Raw genomic sequence first — 18,866 nt, 5'->3', positions numbered from 1 at the left:
AACTGGCCCATATCCCTTCAAGCCTTCATGGCCTGCCGTTGACGTTGCCGAAATCGCTTGATGAAATCAGCGTCGACTAGCTCATTGAACTCCAGGGCCAAGCCGCAGTTTACGAGTGAAGCCAAGGCGCTGTCCGAGAGCGCAAAGCTGTTCGGTATAACACCACTCTTCCTCACCTTGTTGTCGTCAATGCGGGCCAAAAATGCCTTCACGAAGTCGGAGAGCCCCGATTTGCGGCTCTCGGTAGCAGCCGCAGTGGCCGAATCGTCGGCGGTAACCCCTGCTCGCTCGGCATCGGTGCCAATTGCCTGAACGACGTCACTCAAGGCTGGCCAATACTTCAGGTCAAACTGGTACTGGAGACGCTCCAGATCATCCTTCACGTAACTTTCGTACTGATAGTTGTGCTCCGAAGCTTCGTGAACGATGTCCAGGATGTGGTAGTGAGTGCCCGAGCTGAAACCTGAACGGTTATGAAGGTCATCGCGTCGATCCAGCAAGGCTGCCATCTGGTCGGCCAGCTCGCTGATTCGGCTGTTGATCCCAACCAACTCCTCTCGTGCCTGCCTAGCTGCACGGTTTTTCGTGGGGTTCCATCCATCAGCAGCATGAACGAAGGCATCCCAAAAAACATAGAGAGCCCTAGGGGTGGAGGCCAGTGCGGCATGAACCTCATCGTAAACATCCGATAGTTCGATACGGCGTTTGAGCATTCCGGCGATGATGCTTTGCACATTCGGCCAAATACGCTTGGCGTGGAGATCCTCCATCATAGTGCGCAGAAGGGTTTCACACTGTTTTACGGCTTCAGTAGATGCGTGCACTCGGTGGTACCTGTTGGATAACTTGTGCCAAGGCTACCGCTCGACATCCATTGGGGCGGTACCTATTTAAAATTCTTTTCCAACCCAATAGGTACGCGGACATCAGCTAGTCCTTACTTTGCGCTGCAGAAGGCCATGGGCTAGGCCAGTTCCCAGGCAACAGATGGGACTTGATCTCGCAATTGGTGCCCCTACGTCTAGAGAGAAGCAACGAACCACTCACCCAATTCGACAGCGTACCAGACATTATTTTGAACGGCAGGATGGCGTCTACGGTGTACAGTGGACGTCATGCTTTCAATCGGAGCTGATTCGTCGTAATCAGAGACCATTGCCTAGACCTAGCCAGAGACAGCCCCTCCTGCAGGCCATCCTGCGCTGAGCGACCACTTGAGTTGTGCAAGGATGCGTTATGCCCAGATACCTCAGTAACAGCGCAATACGTCTTTTGGAAGCAAGCCAAGAATCTTTGGCCTTGGCGCTGCATTGCCTCGGCACTCCAAACCGGGGAAGCCTGAGAGTTGAGGTAGCTCGATACTCACCCGCGATTGGATTGGTCGGAGCCGCCGCTGAGCAAGCTTTGGCTGCGATTATCGTTCAGGTTCGGGGCGATGAGGCGCTGGCTGCTTCCCCTACCCAGTACAAAAGTGCGCGACAAATTTTGTCGGACATGAGGGATTTACTCCGCGCTCCCATTCCTGCCAGCTCTTTTCTGACCGCAGGCGTAGCCGACCCTGCTCAACACCGCGAGTCGATCCTGCAGGCATCAGAAGGATTTTCTGTACTTTTCACCTACAGGGCGACCGGGCTCCATGCCGGTCTTGGTTTGTCTCGCACAGTCACACTGAAACAAGCAGTGAAGGTTCACAATTTTCTTGAGCTCCTAGCAAAGTCAACACGTATCCGCGCATACATGGATCGGTTGCCGATACCACCAGATGAGGTAATCGACCAGACCGTATTGATTGATGACCTCATTCAGAAATTCCAAAGTACCGATGCAATGACCGAGCGGGTCAATGCCTTACGATCTTTGTTCCTGATCCTCCCTGAAGTTCCCCCTGAAGCACCAGAGTGGCTTGAAGCGTTTGACCGCTCCGTGGTGTCACCACGCCCTGCCGACATCACCTTGCTTTTGGATACACTTGAACGTGCGGCCCCGATGAGATTCCGTCGCATGAATGCAGGGGGCCAAGCACTTCCAGTAGTTGTCCGGCCTAACGACCCAAATGCGTTACCCATCGCCTTGCAGGACATGCGCCAAGCCTTTGGCCACGCGCGCGAGCAGTTTGGCGCAGACGTGGGAAATGCGAATGGACGGCTTGATCAAGAAATTCTGGATCTACCCCCAGAATCTTTCTTGCTCGACTTGTGCCTCCAAGGCCCTGACCAGCTACGCGAGACTCTGGATCGGCAAACGCTCACCGGGCAGGAGGTGTGGCCTTTCGTGGCTACTGCACTGAGCCAGCAAGGCACAGAGCGCCCTTACTGGTTCCTGGTATCGATGGTCGACGACATCGGACAGCTAATCGGCCAGCTCCGCAGGGCTTCGGCGGTATCGGCTCAGGGACAGTTCAAAGAACGCTGTACGGCAGCCATCCGAGCCCTCGAAGCCAAAAGACAGGAGCGCACACTTCCGCCCGCTTCTGAAATCGCAACCTTTACCGTCACGCAATCTGCTGCGGCTGAGGCCACACGAGATAACATTCCCGACTCGATGGAGCGCAACGAAGGCACTGCTCGTGAAGCATCTTTAGAAGCAATGCCGCCATTAGCCGCGTTGTATGCTGGCGAATTCACTGCCGGCCAGGCTTTCCCTGCGGTGTATGCATGTGAGAATCCAGATTCTAAGAAATACTGGACTCGCCAGTTGCTCATAGCAGCGACCGATACCAGCGACCGCTCAATGCTCATCACTGCCCTGCGAGACCCTGAATTCGCCAATCTGAAGACGGATGCTCGAAAAGCGCTGCGCCTGGTGGATATTCTGACCTATGGGCCGAATATCGAACTAGGGTGACCTCAATCCGTTCTACGACATCGGAGCACTCCCTTCGTATGCCTCAAACCCAGCAAAACCTCACCAGCCTGAGAGACACCTTCAGCCAGATCTTGGGCAACCAGAAAGACCACTACACGGATATGCTCTTGGAGCTACATCCAGGCTCTCGCTCGTCAAGGTGACTTAACCGGACGCTTACGCAGGTGCTTTACCTAGTGGGTTTTAGTGATGGGGAAGTACCCAACGAGATCGCCATGCCAAAAAACATCAGCTTCTGGTAACGCCTAATTTCGCCCATCTGCAAACGACAGCTGTTTAAACGGGCCTTAGGGCTTCCGAGGGCAGCTTTCATGCTTCTTGCTGGATAGGGCGCTCCACACCGATCACCGCCAGCGTAGAGCGCCCTGGTTGAAAGCCCATCAACAAAAAAGCCACCTTGGGGTGGCTTTCATGCTCTGCCTCGCGGCGAATTCAGAATGGTGCTTGGATGCACCAAGCGATGATCAGCTACAAGCATGAGTCAGGACGCTCAGTGCTTAAGGTAATGCGTCCCCTGCTGGAATCGAACCAGCATCTAGCCCTTAGGAGGGGCTTGTTCTATCCGTTAAACTAAGGAGACATCGAGCGCTGTATCTTACGCAAAACCAAGGGCTTAGGAAAGTTAACCTTCCCTCCACTCCCCATGGGCATCCCACCCTCTCAGATCTCTACCTAATAGCGGTAGGACTATCCGCTAGGACAGGAGACTATACCCCACCCCAGATAAGAACCTGCAACCTTCCCCTTAGGAGGGGGATGCTCTATCCAATTGAGCTACTGAGACGCTACGACCGGCAGCGAGCGCTGCACAGCGGGATGGCCAGCATGTTAACCAGCATGCTGGCGTTTGTCATGCCTGAACTGGGCTTTTTCGCGTAATCCTTTTCTGCGGCTGCTATCCCCGCGGTAGCACGCCCTGATCGCGAAGCAGCGAAACGAATGCGGCGACCGCCGCCTCCAGTGTGGAAGAATTATCCAGCACATGCACCGACGGGTCGGCTGCAGCTTGCAAGCGTGCGCTGCGCGCCAGGCGCTGCTCCACTTCTTCTGCGCTTTCCCGACCCCGGGCCAGCAAGCGCTGGCGCAGCACCTCAGGCTTGACCTCGACCAACACGGCCAACAAATCCGGATAGCGCTGACGGGCCTCTGGCAGATAAGCCCGCGAGCCATTCACCAGCACTGCCCTCCCCGCCGCCAACCACTGGTCCACCTGCCGGGGTATGCCATAGTCCAGGCCATTGGCCCGCCAGTGCATGGCAAACGCACCCTGCGCACGCAAGGTATCAAACTGCTCAGGCGTGACCCCTTGGGCAGCTTCGCCCTTGGCTTCGGCCGAACGGGTGATGACCCGGCGGGCAATTTCTACCCCGGCGGCGGCCAGTTGCTCACGCGACGCGTCGATCAGGGAATCTTTCCCGGAACCCGACGGCCCAACCAGAAATATCAACCGGCCCGTCCCTGATCGGCGGTCGCTTGCGTCATGTTGCATAGCCACTATGCTCTATGGAGGGAACCGGCGCATTCTAGGGCTTTTCTGGGCATTTTTCTGCGTTTTACCGATTGTTGACGGCAAAAGACTGACGGCCAGGCTAGCCAGAGCATGTAAAACTTTTCAAACCAGTGCTCATTTCTGATAATTGGTACTGGCATAAAGCCTTTATCCGGATCACTATTTGTCACATAATTGACGCCAAGCAAACGGCGACCATGAGGCAAGATGAGCATCCATTTTTCACTGGCGGTTGAACATTTTGTCGTCGCCACGGTCGTACTTCCATCCCGTGCGGCCAATTTGAGAACCGCTTCCCCTGAACCAAACTCTGGTCAATTTATATGCGCCCAATGAAACAGGCTATTTATTCGAGCCGCACTGCTGACAAGTTCGTCGTCCGCCTGCCTGACGGAATGCGTGAGCGCATTGCCGAGGTAGCACGCAACCACCACCGCAGCATGAACTCCGAGATCATTGCACGCCTGGAACAGAGCCTTATCCAGGAAGGTGCGCTGGGTGACGAACTGAGCATGCGCCTGGACAGCCCTGAACTGTCCCTGCATGAGCGCGAGTTGCTGCAGCGTTTCCGCCAACTGTCCCACCGCCAGCAGAACGCTCTGGTCGCCCTCATCGCTCACGATGTGGAAATGGCCGCAGACGCCTCCTGAGGCTGCAGCGAACACGAAAAAGCCAGCGTAAGCTGGCTTTTTTGTGGGCGTCAGACTGGCAGCAAGGCCATTTCCCTGCGGGATTGTTCCCGCAGGGAGGATTGGCTTACAACAGAAACAGCGTGGCCAGCCCAAGGAAGATGAAGAAACCACCGCTGTCGGTCACAGCAGTGATCATCACACTCGCGCCCATCGCAGGGTCGCGCCCCAAGCGGGCCAAGGTCATCGGGATCAGCACGCCCATCAGCGCCGCCAATAACAAGTTCAAGGTCATCGCCGCGGTCATCACCACCCCCAGCGACCAGCTGCCATACAGCCAGAAAGCCACCGCACCAATCACGCCGCCCCAAACCAGGCCGTTGATCAGCGACACCGCCAACTCCTTGCGCATCAAGCGGCTGGTATTGCCTGGCGACACTTGGTCCAGGGCCATGGCGCGGACGATCATGGTGATGGTCTGGTTACCAGAGTTACCACCAATACCCGCAACGATCGGCATCAACGCAGCCAACGCCACCAGCTTTTCAATCGAACCTTCGAACAACCCGATCACTCGCGAAGCAACGAACGCGGTAATGAGGTTGATTGCCAGCCACGCCCAACGGTTGCGGAACGAACGCCAGACCGAGGCGAAAATATCTTCCTCTTCACGCAGACCCGCCATGTTGAGGACTTCGCTCTCGCTTTCCTCACGGATCAGGTCAACCATTTCGTCGATGGTCAGACGGCCGATCAGGCGTTCGCTCTTGTCCACCACCGGGGCGGATACCAGGTCATAACGCTCGAAAGCCTGCGCTGCATCGTAGGCATCTTCCTCGGGCTGGAAGGAGACAGGGTCGGTCGCCATGACCTCCGCCACCTTCTTCTCCGGGTCGTTGACCAGCAGGCGCTTGATCGGCAATACCCCCTTGAGGATGCCGTCGTAATCGACCACGAACAATTTGTCGGTGTGGTTCGGCAGTTCTTTCAGGCGGCGCAGGTAGCGCAGCACCACTTCCAGGCTGACGTCTTCGCGGATGGTGACCATCTCGAAGTCCATCAGCGCACCAACCTGCTCCTCGTCGTAGCTCAGCGCCGAACGCACCCGCTCGCGTTGCTGGGCATCGAGGGTTTCCATCAGCTCGTGAACAACGTCACGCGGCAGCTCTGGGGCGAGGTCGGCCAGTTCGTCGGCGTCCATCTCCTTGGCGGCAGCCAGCAGCTCGTGATCGTCCATGTCGGCGATCAGCGATTGGCGAACCGAATCGGAAACTTCCAGCAGGATGTCGCCATCGCGCTCCGAGCGCACCAGCTGCCAGACCGTCAGGCGATCTTCCAGGGGCAAGGCTTCGAGGATGTAGGCGATGTCGGCGGGGTGCAGGTCATCGAGCTTGCGCTGCAGCTCGACGAGGTTCTGGCGGTGGACCAGGTTTTCCACCAGGTCGTTGTGCGCGCCTTCCTGGCGATGGGTCAGGTCTTCGACCATGCGCTGGCGCTGCAGCAGTTCGACCACCTGGGCCAGGCGATCCTGCAGGCTTTCTTGCGCTTTTTTAACTTCTACTTCGGTCATAGGCGAACTCCACTCCCAGCAGCGGAGCACGCCGAGGGAATCAATCGGTCAGATCTTTCTGTATGAATCGTGTTAGCGAGTAACTACTGGGTAAGTCCATGGTGGTTTTCCACAAGCCCCGGCGGGGCTGACGGGCGCAATCATACACTGCTAAAGCTGTTAGATCGCTTAAATTTTTGGCCAGAACAATCGTTTGCGTGATAAAGCTGGGACAACGCTCGAAGCTATCAGTGCGACGGTTGTTGTGGATGGGAAAGCACATTTGATTTTGAGGCCGCTCAGCGGCTCCAAACTACACCGCAATCATTACAGAAGAGCGTAGATCGGCAGACTCAAGAATTCATTGGCGCACAAACAAAAAGCCCGCTCAATCGAGCGGGCTTCTTGATGGGGTATGGCGGACTCAGCAGGATTCGAACCTGCGACCGCTCGGTTCGTAGCCGAGTACTCTATCCAGCTGAGCTATGAGTCCGTGGTGGTAGTTTTAGACCAGATTACCACTGGTTGACTGAAATGGCTTTGCAAGCAGAACCACTTCAAAAAGTGGCGGACTCAGCAGGATTCGAACCTGCGACCGCTCGGTTCGTAGCCGAGTACTCTATCCAGCTGAGCTATGAGTCCGCGATTGGCAGTTTTAAACCAGATTACCGCTGGTTGACTGAAATGGCTTTGCAAGCAGAACCACTTCAAGAAAGTGGCGGACTCAGCAGGATTCGAACCTGCGACCGCTCGGTTCGTAGCCGAGTACTCTATCCAGCTGAGCTATGAGTCCGCGATTGGCAGTTTTAGACCAGATACCGCTGGTTGATTGAAGCAGCCTTGCAAACAAAGCCACTTCAAAAGTGGCGGACTCAGCAGGATTCGAACCTGCGACCGCTCGGTTCGTAGCCGAGTACTCTATCCAGCTGAGCTATGAGTCCGTGTCTTGCCGCGCATTATAGGTCGCTGAAACATTATTGCAAGAAGCTTTTCATTATAAAACAACTACTTAGCGTTCCTACCGTTTACAGCGCCCTACGCAAATAATGGCGGTGAAGGGGGGATTCGAACCCCCGATACCCTTATGAGGTATACTCCCTTAGCAGGGGAGCGCCTTCGGCCACTCGGCCACCTCACCGCAACACGAGGCGAATATTAAAGAACCTCTTTCACCTTTGCAACCCTTTTTTTGAAAAAAACTTCAAAAAAATTAAAGGCTTGGCTCTTCATCCTTCTCCTTCTTGATCCGCAGGTAGATTTCCTCGCGGTGAACTGCCACTTCTTTCGGGGCGCTCACGCCAATACGCACCTGGTTGCCTTTGACGCCAAGCACCGTCACGGTGATCTCGCCGTCTCCAATGATCAGGCTCTCGGCGCACCGACGAGTCAGAATCAACATAGCTTTCTCCTTACGCAAAACATTCAGGGGTAACAGTCTTGGATATCGGGCCCGGGTCGCGGACGACGACCATGGCCCCGGTTACTCGCCGCACAAGGCAGGACAGGACCTGCGCGGCGAGCAGAAACGCGAAGGGCGCGGCAAGCCGCGCCCTTCCAGGCAGCGCCTTACTCGCCCTGTCGGGCAGGAGCATCCAGATCGAACGCGGTATGCAGCGCGCGTACGGCCAGCTCCAGGTACTTCTCTTCGAGCACCACCGAAACCTTGATCTCGGAAGTGGAGATCATCTGGATGTTGATGCTCTCCTTGGCCAGGGCTTCGAACATGCAGCTGGCAACACCGGCGTGCGAACGCATGCCGACGCCAACGATCGAGACCTTGGCGATCTTGGTGTCGCCGATCACTTCACGGGCGCCGATTTCGCGCGCAGTGTTTTCCAGCACGCTCTGCGCCTTCTCGTACTCGTTGCGGTGCACGGTGAAGGTGAAGTCGGTGGTGTTATCGTGAGCAACGTTCTGCACGATCATGTCGACTTCGATGTTCGAAGCGCTGATCGGGCCGAGGATCTTGAAGGCCACGCCCGGGGTATCCGGCACGCCGCGAATGGTCAGCTTTGCTTCATCACGGTTGAAGGCGATACCGGAAATGATCGGCTGTTCCATGGATTCCTCTTCATCAATGGTAATGAGGGTACCCGGACCCTCCTTGAAGCTGTGCAGCACGCGCAGCGGAACGTTGTACTTGCCGGCGAACTCCACCGAACGGATCTGCAGCACCTTGGAACCAAGGCTGGCCATTTCCAGCATCTCTTCGAAGGTGATCTTCTCCAGGCGACGAGCCTGTGGCACGACGCGCGGGTCGGTAGTGTAAACGCCATCAACATCAGTGTAGATCTGGCACTCATCAGCCTTCAGCGCCGCCGCCAGGGCCACGCCGGTGGTATCAGAGCCACCACGACCCAGGGTAGTGATGCTGCCGTGCTCGTCGACGCCCTGGAAGCCTGCAACCACGACCACGCGGCCTTCCTTGAGGTCGGCACGAATCTTCTGGTCGTCGATTTGCAGAATGCGCGCCTTGTTGTGCGAGCTGTCGGTGAGAATACGCACCTGGTTGCCGGTGTAGGACACCGCTGGCACACCACGCTTGATCAAGGCCATGGTCAGCAGGGCAATGGTGACCTGCTCACCCGTCGACACGATCACGTCCAGTTCACGAGGAACCGGCTGATCGGTGATCTGCTTGGCCAGGTCGATCAGGCGATTGGTTTCACCGCTCATGGCCGACAGCACAACCACCAGGTCGTCGCCCGCTTCACGGTGTTTCTTGACCTTTTCGGCTACCTGCTCGATCCGCTCGATGGAACCGACAGAGGTGCCGCCAAATTTCTGTACGATCAACGCCATTTCAATGGTGCCTCAGCCCATACAGGGCCCCAAAAAACAATCCAACATGAAGGGGTGGACGGGAGTGGCCTATGTGACCACTGGACCATCCACCCCTTCATCTCAAAGTCCCTGCTCTGCGAATGGCACGGCCAGCGCCAGGGCCTGGTCCAGCGCAGCGACGTCGACGCCACCACCCTGGGCCATGTCCGGACGGCCGCCGCCCTTGCCACCCACCGCCGCAGCGGCTTGTTTCATCAGATCGCCAGCCTTGAGTTGGCTGGAGAGGTCCTTGGTCACGCCGGCCACCAGCACAACCTTGCCCTCATGCTCGCTGCCCAGCAGGATCACTGCGTGGCCGAGCTTGTTCTTCAGCTGATCGACCAGGGCCAGCAGGGCCTTGCCATCCTGCCCATCCAGGCGGGCGGCGAGGACCTTGGCACCCTTGACCTCAACAGCCGCGTTGGAGAGATCGTCCCCGGCGGCGCTGGCGGCCTTGGCCTGCAGCTGTTCCAGCTGCTTCTCCAGCTGGCGGTTGCGCTCAAGCACAGCCGACAGCTTGTCGATCAGGTTGTCGCGGTTACCCTTGACCAGTTGCGCGGCTTCCTTGACCTGCTCTTCGGCAGCGTTCAGGTAGGCCAGCGCAGCGGCACCGGTTACGGCTTCGATACGGCGCACGCCAGAGGCTACGCCGCCTTCGCTGATGATCTTGAACAGGCTGATGTCACCGGTGCGCTTGGCGTGGATACCGCCGCACAACTCCACCGAAAAATCACCGCCCATGCTCAGCACACGCACGGTGTCGCCGTATTTCTCGCCGAACAGCGCCATTGCGCCTTTGGCCTTGGCAGTTTCGATGTCGGTCAGTTCGGTTTCAACCGGGGTGTTCTTGCGAATCTCGCGGTTGACGATGTCTTCCAGCTGCTTGATCTGCTCCGGCTTCACCGCTTCGAAGTGGCTGAAGTCGAAACGCAGGCGCTGGCTGTCGACCAGCGAGCCCTTCTGCTGTACATGCTCGCCCAGTACCTGGCGCAATGCTTCGTGCAGCAGGTGGGTGGCGGAGTGATTCAACGAGGTGGCGTGCTGTACGTCGGCATCGACCTTGGCCTCGACTGGCGAACCGATCACCAGCGCACCGCTGGCCACCACGCCGTGGTGCAGGAAGGCGCCGCCGGTCTTGGTGGTATCACGCACGTCGAAGCGTGCAGCACCCGCCTGCAGGAAGCCGCTGTCACCGACCTGACCACCGGACTCGGCGTAGAACGGCGTGCGGTCGAGCACCACAACGCCCTGCTCGCCTTCACCCAGCTGGTCAACGGATTGGCCGTCCTTGTACAGGGCGATGATCTTGCCCTGGCCCTCGGTGGCGTCGTAACCGAGGAACTCGGTGGCGCTGTCGACCTTGACCACGCTGTTGTAATCCATGCCGAACGCGCTGGCAGAACGGGCGCGCTCACGCTGTGCGTCCATTTCACGCTCGAAGCCGGCTTCGTCGATAGTCAGCTCACGCTCACGGGCGATGTCGGCAGTCAGGTCCATCGGGAAGCCATAGGTGTCGTACAGCTTGAACACCACGTCGCCCGGTACCACGTCGCCTTTCAGCTGGGCCAGGTCTTGCTCGAGGATGCGCAGGCCCTGCTCCAGGGTCTTGGCGAACTGCTCTTCTTCGGCCTTGAGCACGCGCTCGATGTGCGCTTGCTGGCTCTTCAGCTCCGGGAAGGCTTCGCCCATTTCAGCGGCCAGTGCGGCAACGATCTGGTAGAAGAAGCTGCCCTTGGCGCCCAGCTTGTTGCCGTGACGGCAAGCGCGGCGAATGATGCGGCGCAGCACGTAGCCACGGCCCTCGTTGGACGGCAGCACGCCGTCGGCAATCAGGAAGCCGCACGAACGGATGTGGTCGGCGACCACTTTCAGCGAAGCCTGGCCGTCATTGCTGCAACCGATGGCCTTGGCTGCGGCAGCCAGCAGGTTCTGGAACAGGTCGATCTCGTAGTTCGAATGCACGTGCTGCAGCACGGCGCTGACACGCTCCAGGCCCATGCCGGTGTCCACCGACGGCGCTGGCAGCGGGTGCAACACACCGTCGGCAGTGCGGTTGAACTGCATGAAGACGTTGTTCCAGATCTCGATGTAGCGGTCACCGTCTTCTTCTGGCGAGCCGGGTGGACCACCCCAGATATCCGGGCCGTGATCATAGAAAATCTCGGTGCATGGGCCGCACGGGCCGGTATCGCCCATGGTCCAGAAGTTGTCGGAGGCGTACGGGGCGCCCTTGTTATCGCCGATGCGCACCATGCGCTCGGCCGGCACGCCGACTTCCTTGGTCCAGATGTCGTAGGCTTCGTCGTCGGTGGCGTAGACGGTGACCCAGAGCTTTTCCTTGGGCAGGTTCAGCCACTGCTCAGACGTCAGGAAGGTCCAGGCAAAGGTAATGGCGTCGCGCTTGAAATAGTCGCCGAAGCTGAAGTTGCCCAGCATTTCGAAGAAGGTGTGGTGACGCGCGGTGTAACCGACGTTTTCCAGGTCGTTGTGCTTGCCACCGGCACGCACGCACTTCTGGCTGCTGACAGCACGCGTGTAGGCGCGCTTCTCCGCACCGAGGAAGCAGTCCTTGAACTGGTTCATGCCTGCGTTGGTGAACAGCAGGGTCGGGTCGTTGTTCGGGATCAGCGAACTGGAGGCGACTCGGGTATGTCCCTGCTCTTCGAAGAAGCGAAGGAAGGCTTCACGGATTTCTGCGCTTTTCATAGGTTCTTCCACGGAAACGGCGGCCCTGTTGGGCAAACGCGTCGACGAAACGACGGCAAAGGGCCGCATTATATCGGTCCTGCAGTCTCGATGCAGTGTGTTTATACGATAGAAGCCATCGTTTGGACGGTTTTTCGGGCTATGCAAACGAAAACGACATGACCGGATGCTAAATCCTGTGTTTCGCCACTGGCAAGCCAATTACCGCTCAAGGGAGGGGAAAATGGAACAGGCGGTGAATTAAAGGGTTTTCATCAAGGATAGGATCCGAAACTGTGTCGCCTGTTTCGCGGGTAAACCCGCTCCTACGGGCACGGCGCCACATTGAGACCTTGCACATATCTCGTAGGAGCGGGTTCACCCGCGAAACAGGCGACACCGCTCTCACCCCAGGCGCTGCCCCGAATCCGGCACGATCAGAATGCCGGCGCGCAAGCCGTTCTTGACCTTGGGGTTGGGGAAGATGATGCGCGCACCCTCCTCCTCGACCACCCAGCGCATCTCGGCCAGGTCTTCAGCCAGCAGGTAACCCTTGCTCAGCTCGGAGAAGTTTTCGATGTCCGCCGGCAGGTGCAGGTGGAAGCTGTCACTGTGCTTGATGATTTCGCGGGAAACACTGAACAGCTGCAGGCCATCCAGCGAACTTTCGTCCTCTGGCTCGGTAGCCTCGATGATGCGGATCAGCCGCTCTTCGAGCTTGTCGAGGTTGACCTGCTCGTTCTGACCGAACGGACGGGCCTTGCCCAACTCCAGGGTGAAAGCTTCAGCCTCAAGTTGCTCGTAGGTGAAAGCGCTGAAGGTGATGGACGACTTGCTTTGCAGCAACACCGCTTCCATACCTGCCGCCGCCAGGCGCGCCAGTTCGCGACGGGAGTGCCTGCGTCCCTCTTTATAAGGGTACAAGGCGAATTGCTCGATCTTCGAGCCGCGTATGGCAGTATGCAGGTCGTAATGCAGGCGGTTGCGCCCTGGCTTGCTGAAGAACACCCGGGCGAACTGTTCCAGCTCGGCAGCACGCAATGCTTCGAAACCGCTGGACAGCTCATGGCGGCCATTGAACAAGCGGTTGATGTCCTGTTCGATAAAGCGCTCGCCCTTGCGGATCGCCGCCGGGTTGCCGAACAGGAACAGCACCCGTGCCCTGGGCCTGATCTTGCCGTTGGCCACGCCGTGCAGCAGCCGCTCGAGCAATTCGATCGGCGCTGTTTCATTGCCATGAATGCCGGCGGACAACAGCAAGTCCAGCCCGCAATCGTCGCTTTCGGCCGGGCGCACTTCGAGCGCGCCCTCCCCCAGCCATCGCAAACGCGCGCCCTTGGGTGTCACTTGGGTCTTCTCGGCCGGTTCGTGATCGGTGAGGGTCAGCTCAAGCAATTTGCCAAGGGCGAGCATAGGTGCTTCCTTAGTGGTGGTGACCGCAGTCAGGGCCATGAACGTGATCGTCGTCTTCGCCAAGTTCTGCCGGTTCCATTTCCAGCTGCAGGCTGACCAGGTTGGTGGCCATCGGGCGCAGCAGCAAGTTGGCATACTCGGTGTCGTCTTCCTCGACATCCACGCCGATCAGCAACTGGCCACGGCCATCCTGCTGAATCCACACTTCCTTGCCTTGCCAGACCACAGCAAAGCGGGTGCAGGATGTTTCCAGCTGGGTGCCGTCTTCATCTTCGAGGATCAGGCGCAAGGCGTCGGTCATTACAGAGTCTCTCTTCAAGGTTGGCGTTGGAACGGATACACCGAGCCCAACTTCAGGATCTGGGTCAATTCGTCCAGTGCCGTACGGCATTCCACCAGCAGTTGCGGGTCAGCCAGGTCTGCTTCGCCAAGGCGATCGCGGTAGTGCCTGTCGACCCACTGCAGCAGCGTGTCATACAGCGTGGCCGTCATGATAACGCCTTGGTTGACCGCCGCCAGCTCCGCTTCCTTCAAAGCCACGCGCAAACGCAGGCAGGCCGGGCCGCCGCCGTTCTGCATGCTTTGCTTGAGGTCGAACACCTTGACCTCCTTCACCGGGCCTCCCTGGCTGGTCAGCTGGCCCAGATAGGCCCAGACCCGCTCGTTGTTGCGGCACTCTTCCGGCACGACCAACAGCATCGAACCATCGTCGCGGCTGAGCAGCTGGCTGTTGAACAGGTAGGAACGCACCGCGTCCTCCACCGCCACCGCTGCCCTGGGCACGCAGATGGCCTGGAAGTTGCCACCCTTGCTGGCCAGTTTAGCTCGCAGCTGCCCAAGTACCGCGTCGGTCTCGAGAAACGCGTCCTCGTGGTAGAACAGCACCTCGCCGTTACCCACCGAAATCACATCATTGTGGAACACACCCTGGTCGATCACCGCCGGGTTCTGTTGAGCGTAGACCACACCGTCATCGCTCAGGCCGTGCAGCCGGGCCACAGCTTGCGAAGCCTCCAGGGTTTGTCGGGCCGGGTACTTCTGTGGCGCCGGGTAACGGCTGTCGAAGGCACTGCGGCCGTAGACAAAGAACTCCACGCCAGCCTCGCCATAGGCGCGGCAGAAGCGCGTGTGGTTGGCCGCGCCCTCGTCACCGAACTGTGCCACGGCAGGCAGCGCGGCGTGGTGGGCAAAGTGTTTCTCGTTGTTGAACATGGCGCCCAGCACGCGGCTTGTGGTCGGGTGCTCGATGCTGCGGTGATATTTGCAGTTGAGGTTGGCGGCAGTGAAGTGCACGCGACCGTCAGCAGTGTCGGCACTCGGGCTGACTGTTGCGGCGTTGGCCACCCACATGCTCGAGGCCGAGCAACTGGCCACCAGCAACGGCATGGCCTCGCGGGCGGCGCGCTGGATAACTTCGGCATCGCTGCCACTGAACCCCAGGCGGCGCAGCGCCGCCACGTCCGGGCGCTCTTGTGGCGCCAGAACACCCTGCTTGAAGCCCATGTCGGCCAGCGCTTTCATCTTCGCCAGGCCCTGGCGCGCGGCCTCACGCGGGTTGGACGCCTGCTGGCTATTGCTCTGCGAAGCCACGTTACCGTAAGACAGGCCGCCATAGTTGTGGGTAGGCCCCACCAGGCCATCAAAATTCACTTCATAGGATTTCATCGGCTAGGCTCCGTGACCTGTTGTTATAGGGTGACGCCCGGCGTCAGGGTCGCCGGCAAGGCAAGGCTGGAGGTCTCCAGCGAAGCCACGGGGTAAGCGCAGTAGTCGGCTGCGTAATAGGCACTGGCGCGATGGTTGCCACTGGCTCCCACTCCACCGAACGGCGCGCTGCTGGCAGCCCCCGTCAGCTGTTTGTTCCAGTTGACGATGCCCGCGCGACTGCGCAGCCAGAAGTACTGGTAGCGGGCTCGCGAATCAGACAATAAGCCAGCGGCCAGGCCATACTGGGTGTTGTTGGCTTCATCGATGGCAGCATCGAAGTCGGCGTAGCGGATCACCTGCAACAGCGGGCCGAAAAACTCTTCGTCCGGGCGGTCAGCCACGGCGGTGACATCGACAATGCCCGGAGTCAGCAGTGCAGCATCGGCCTGTGGCTGAGTCATTTCCAGCAGTTTCACGCCACCTTTGGCAGCCAGTTCGGCCTGGGCGGCAAGCAGCGCCCGAGCCGCCTGCAGCGAAATCACCGAGCCCATGAAAGGCGCCGGCTGTTCATCGAACGCCCCCACCGTGATGGTTTTGCACACCTCGACCAGGCGCGCGATCAGTGCATCGCCCCAGGCGCCTTGCGGTACCAGCAGGCGCCGCGCGCAAGTGCAGCGTTGGCCGGCGGAAATGAACGCCGACTGGATAATGGTATACACCGCCGCGTCGAGGTCCTTGACCTCGTCCACCACGAGCGGGTTGTTACCCCCCATTTCCAGGGCCAGAATCTTGTCTGGGCGGCCTGCGAACTGTTGATGCAACAGGTTGCCGGTGCGGCTGGAGCCGGTGAAGAACAGGCCATCGATACCTGGGTTGGCGGCCAGCGCCACACCGGTTTCGCGTGCGCCCTGCACCAGGTTCAGCACACCCGCCGGCAGGCCGGCAGCAATCCAGCAGTTGACGGTAAGCTCAGCGACCTTGGGGGTCAGCTCGCTGGGTTTGAACACCACGCAGTTGCCTGCCAGCAGCGCCGGCACGATATGGCCATTGGGCAGGTGCCCGGGGAAATTGTACGGGCCGAACACCGCCACGACGCCGTGAGGCTTGTGCCGCAGAACAGCCGTGGCATCGGCCAGAGGCCCACTCTTTTCGCCGGTGCGCTCGCGGTAGCTCTGTACCGAAATCGCCACCTTGTTGATCATGCTGGTGACTTCAGTCGCAGATTCCCACAGCGGCTTCCCGGTTTCCTCGCCAATGCACTGGGCCATGGCCTCGGCATGCACTTTCAGCTGCGCGGCAAACTTCTCCAGCACATCGATACGTGCCTCCAGGCTCAATTGCGCCCAGGCCGGAAAGGCCTGCCGCGCGGCCTGCACGGCAGCATCGACCTGGCTCGCGTCAGCGCCCTGCCCTTGCCAGATCACGGCCTGGGTCACCGGGTTGAGCGACTGCAGGGTTTCGCCCTGGCCGGCCTGCCAATTGCCTGCGATGTAATGCGTGGTCATTTACTGGGCCTCCCGGCTGGCCGACAGCGGCACCGCGCGGACATTGTCGCCAACGCCCATGCGCAGGCGTTTGGCGGTCAACGGGTCGACCACCAGGGTGCCGGCGGCCAACCGTGCAGGTGCAGCAGTGATGCGACAGTCGTCGCGCTTGCGGTTGTGGATGATGAAAGGGGTCGCGTCATCGCCTGGCGTACCTACCGCCAGCACCAGGGTCTGGCTCTCGCGCACGGCGCGGATCTTGGCAGTGTCACACTCGATGGCCGGGCCGGCATCGAAGATGTCGACGTAGCCCTGGTAGTTGAAGCCTTCCTGCTTGAGCATGGCCAGCGCCGGCTCGGTGTCTTTGTGCACACGGCCGATCACACTGCGCGCCGCTTCGGACAGGAAGCAGGTGTACAGCGGGAACTTGGGCATCAGCTCGGCGATGAACGACTTGTTGCCCACGCCGGTGAGGTAGTCGGCCTGGCTGAACTCCATCTTGAAGAAATGCCGACCCAGGCTTTCCCAGAACGGCGAACGGCCCTGCTCGTCAGACATGCCGCGCATTTCGGCAATGATCTTCTTGCCGAACAGCTCGGGGAACTCGGCAATGAACAGCATGCGCGCGCGCGACAGCAGCCGGCCATTGAGGCCCGAGCGGTAGTCGCTGCGCAGGAACAGCGAGCACAGCTCGGAGTTGCCGGTCAGGTCGTTGGCCAGGAACAGCGTCGGGATTTCGCGATAGATCTTCAGCTCCTGCGAGGCGCTGACAGTCAGGCCGACCCGGTAGTTGTACCAGGGCTCACGCAGGCCGACGGCGCCGGCGATGGCACTGATGCCCACCACCAGACCTTCGTCGTTTTCCAGCACGAACAGGTAATCGGTGTCGCCACGCTCGGCTTCGCCACGAAAGCTTTTTTCCGCCCAACCAACGCGATGCCCCAGGCGCTCTTCGTTGGCCGGCAGCGTGGTCAGCCCGGTGGTGCCGGTGCTGCGTGCCAATTCGATCAACGCAGGCAAATCGCTGCTGCGTACAGGACGAACGATCATGCTATCTCCTTGTGCGGCGGCATCGGCCGGCGCGAAACTCTGCTAACGCATCAAGCCCGAAACGTCTGTTGCCAGACCTCAAACCGCGACCAGGCGCACGCTGGCGCCCTCACCCACGCCCAGCGCGTCGGCTGCCGCCACGCTCAGGCTGACCGGCTTGCCAGGCACCCAGTCCAGGTCCAGCAACACCGCGCGGTAGTCCTGCAACAGGCCGTTGCACACCAGGTACGGGCGCCCGCCTTTGACCGGGGTCTCTTCGATCTTCACCGGTACAACCCGGCTCTGGGCGATCGAGCGGATGCCAGAGGTGCGCGCATGCAGGGTCGGGCCACCGTCGAAGATGTCGATGTAGTGCTCGGTCTCGAAGCCTTCGCGCATGAGTATGTCGAAGGTGATCTGTGCCCGCGGATGTACCTGGCCCATGGCTTCCTGCGCCAGGTCTGGCAACAACGGCACGTAGATCGGGTAATGCGGCATCAGCTCGGCGAGAAAGGTACGGCTCTTCAGGCCGCACAGGCGCTCGGCGTCGGCATAGTTGAGGTCGAAGAAGTTGCGGCCGATGGCATCCCAGAACGGCGATTCACCCTGCTCGTCGCTGAAGCCGACGATCTCGGTGACCACCGAATCGGCAAAGCGCTCCGGGTGCGCGGCCATGAACAGCAGCCGGCCGCGCGAGTTGAGCTCGGCCCAGCCACTGTTCACCAGCTCCGGCGCCACATAGAAGCTGGTCAGCAGGCTGTTGCCGGTCAGATCGTGACACAGCGACAGCACATGGATCTTGTTGTGTATCTTCAGCTCGCGTGAGGCGTGCACGAATGTTTCGTTACGAAAACTGTAGAACGGCTCGGAGTACCCAGCCGAAGCGACGATGGCCGAGCAGCCGGCCAGCTTGCCCGTTTCGCTGTCTTCGAGCACGAAAAAGTAACTCTCTTCACCGTTGAAGCTGACCTCGGCGGCGAAGGATGTCTCAGAGGCGGCAATCTTGTCGCCCAGACGAGCAGTGTCGTCCGGCAGCGAGGTGACACCAATGGGGCTGTCTGCAGCCATGCGCTGCACGTCGTTCAGATCAGCCATTTGCGCGGGGCGCATCACCAGCATGGTGTCACTCCTTTGGAATACGGGCCATTCACGTCGGCACGGAAAAACGGCAGGCACCCAGGCACCTGCACTGGAATCGGGTATCGCCGACCCGGATCAGCCTCGGGCTGAGG

The 18,866-nt window shown here is 59.5% G+C and carries 14 protein-coding genes and 6 tRNA genes; 2 read left to right on the top strand and 18 right to left on the bottom strand.

The genetic code is table 11. The annotated features are described in order from the left end of the window. Positions 1 to 17: 17 nt before the first annotated feature. Complete coding sequence (locus AC3RCM_RS07505; RefSeq protein WP_492629458.1) at positions 18 to 824, bottom strand: hypothetical protein; 807 nt, start codon at positions 822 to 824, stop codon at positions 18 to 20. A 580-nt stretch (positions 825 to 1,404) separates the two neighbouring features. Between AC3RCM_RS07505 and AC3RCM_RS07500 the strand changes: the two genes are divergently transcribed. Then, on the top strand, positions 1,405 to 2,844 hold the full coding sequence (locus AC3RCM_RS07500) for a hypothetical protein (protein ID WP_492629457.1): 1,440 nt from the start codon (positions 1,405 to 1,407) through the stop codon (positions 2,842 to 2,844). A 529-nt stretch (positions 2,845 to 3,373) separates the two neighbouring features. Here AC3RCM_RS07500 and AC3RCM_RS07495 read toward each other — a convergent pair. Together AC3RCM_RS07495 and phnN are read right to left on the bottom strand one after the other, a co-directional pair. After that, positions 3,374 to 3,445: transfer RNA gene (locus AC3RCM_RS07495), tRNA-Arg, on the bottom strand. A 315-nt stretch (positions 3,446 to 3,760) separates the two neighbouring features. Further along, a complete protein-coding gene (gene phnN, locus AC3RCM_RS07490; protein WP_064493120.1) occupies positions 3,761 to 4,354 on the bottom strand; it encodes a phosphonate metabolism protein/1,5-bisphosphokinase (PRPP-forming) PhnN in 594 nt (197 codons plus the stop codon). Between the two features lie 344 nt (positions 4,355 to 4,698). Between phnN and AC3RCM_RS07485 the strand changes: the two genes are divergently transcribed. Next, on the top strand, positions 4,699 to 5,025 hold the full coding sequence (locus tag AC3RCM_RS07485; protein WP_003254499.1) for an Arc family DNA-binding protein: 327 nt from the start codon (positions 4,699 to 4,701) through the stop codon (positions 5,023 to 5,025). Positions 5,026 to 5,131: 106 nt separating this feature from the next. On the opposite strand, the gene mgtE is transcribed toward AC3RCM_RS07485, so the two are convergent. The 15 genes from mgtE to aruF form a co-directional block, all read right to left on the bottom strand. Further along, positions 5,132 to 6,574 (bottom strand): magnesium transporter, encoded by a 1,443-nt coding sequence (gene mgtE / locus AC3RCM_RS07480; protein ID WP_003254500.1) that lies wholly within the window; start codon positions 6,572 to 6,574, stop codon positions 5,132 to 5,134. Between the two features lie 395 nt (positions 6,575 to 6,969). After that, positions 6,970 to 7,046 (bottom strand) — tRNA-Arg (locus tag AC3RCM_RS07475). Positions 7,047 to 7,118: 72 nt separating this feature from the next. Next, a tRNA-Arg gene (locus AC3RCM_RS07470) sits at positions 7,119 to 7,195 on the bottom strand. A 74-nt stretch (positions 7,196 to 7,269) separates the two neighbouring features. Then, positions 7,270 to 7,346: transfer RNA gene (locus AC3RCM_RS07465), tRNA-Arg, on the bottom strand. Between the two features lie 71 nt (positions 7,347 to 7,417). After that, a tRNA-Arg gene (locus tag AC3RCM_RS07460) sits at positions 7,418 to 7,494 on the bottom strand. A 106-nt stretch (positions 7,495 to 7,600) separates the two neighbouring features. Further along, positions 7,601 to 7,691: transfer RNA gene (locus AC3RCM_RS07455), tRNA-Ser, on the bottom strand. A gap of 72 nt (positions 7,692 to 7,763) precedes the next feature. Then, on the bottom strand, positions 7,764 to 7,952 hold the full coding sequence (gene csrA, locus AC3RCM_RS07450) for a carbon storage regulator CsrA (protein WP_003254503.1): 189 nt from the start codon (positions 7,950 to 7,952) through the stop codon (positions 7,764 to 7,766). Between the two features lie 167 nt (positions 7,953 to 8,119). Then, positions 8,120 to 9,355, bottom strand: coding sequence for an aspartate kinase (locus AC3RCM_RS07445; RefSeq protein WP_003254504.1), 1,236 nt, complete (start codon positions 9,353 to 9,355; stop codon positions 8,120 to 8,122). A gap of 102 nt (positions 9,356 to 9,457) precedes the next feature. Then, the gene (alaS, locus tag AC3RCM_RS07440; protein ID WP_064493121.1) at positions 9,458 to 12,082 is read right to left on the bottom strand and encodes an alanine--tRNA ligase; all 2,625 of its coding nucleotides are present in this window, start codon (positions 12,080 to 12,082) and stop codon (positions 9,458 to 9,460) included. 384 nt (positions 12,083 to 12,466) lie between these two features. Beyond that, positions 12,467 to 13,474 (bottom strand): succinylglutamate desuccinylase, encoded by a 1,008-nt coding sequence (astE, locus tag AC3RCM_RS07435; RefSeq protein ID WP_492629456.1) that lies wholly within the window; start codon positions 13,472 to 13,474, stop codon positions 12,467 to 12,469. Between the two features lie 10 nt (positions 13,475 to 13,484). Continuing rightward, positions 13,485 to 13,775 (bottom strand): topoisomerase II, encoded by a 291-nt coding sequence (locus AC3RCM_RS07430; RefSeq protein WP_003254508.1) that lies wholly within the window; start codon positions 13,773 to 13,775, stop codon positions 13,485 to 13,487. Positions 13,776 to 13,789: 14 nt separating this feature from the next. Further along, positions 13,790 to 15,139 (bottom strand): N-succinylarginine dihydrolase, encoded by a 1,350-nt coding sequence (gene astB, locus AC3RCM_RS07425; protein ID WP_492629455.1) that lies wholly within the window; start codon positions 15,137 to 15,139, stop codon positions 13,790 to 13,792. 23 nt (positions 15,140 to 15,162) lie between these two features. Continuing rightward, positions 15,163 to 16,626 carry a succinylglutamate-semialdehyde dehydrogenase gene (gene astD, locus AC3RCM_RS07420; protein ID WP_492629454.1) on the bottom strand — a complete coding sequence of 488 codons (1,464 nt, stop codon included), beginning with the start codon at positions 16,624 to 16,626 and terminating at the stop codon, positions 15,163 to 15,165. Further along, positions 16,627 to 17,655 (bottom strand): arginine N-succinyltransferase, encoded by a 1,029-nt coding sequence (astA, locus tag AC3RCM_RS07415; RefSeq protein ID WP_003254513.1) that lies wholly within the window; start codon positions 17,653 to 17,655, stop codon positions 16,627 to 16,629. It lies immediately after the preceding gene. Positions 17,656 to 17,733: 78 nt separating this feature from the next. Next, positions 17,734 to 18,753, bottom strand: a complete 1,020-nt coding sequence (aruF, locus tag AC3RCM_RS07410; protein ID WP_064493123.1) for an arginine/ornithine succinyltransferase subunit alpha — start codon at positions 18,751 to 18,753, stop codon at positions 17,734 to 17,736. Between the last annotated feature and the right edge of the window lie 113 nt (positions 18,754 to 18,866).

This window comes from Pseudomonas sp. GW823-FHT05G12, assembly GCF_058795575.1.
Note: the sequence above shows the minus strand (reverse complement) of the source record. Positions and strands in the feature narration are given on the sequence as shown.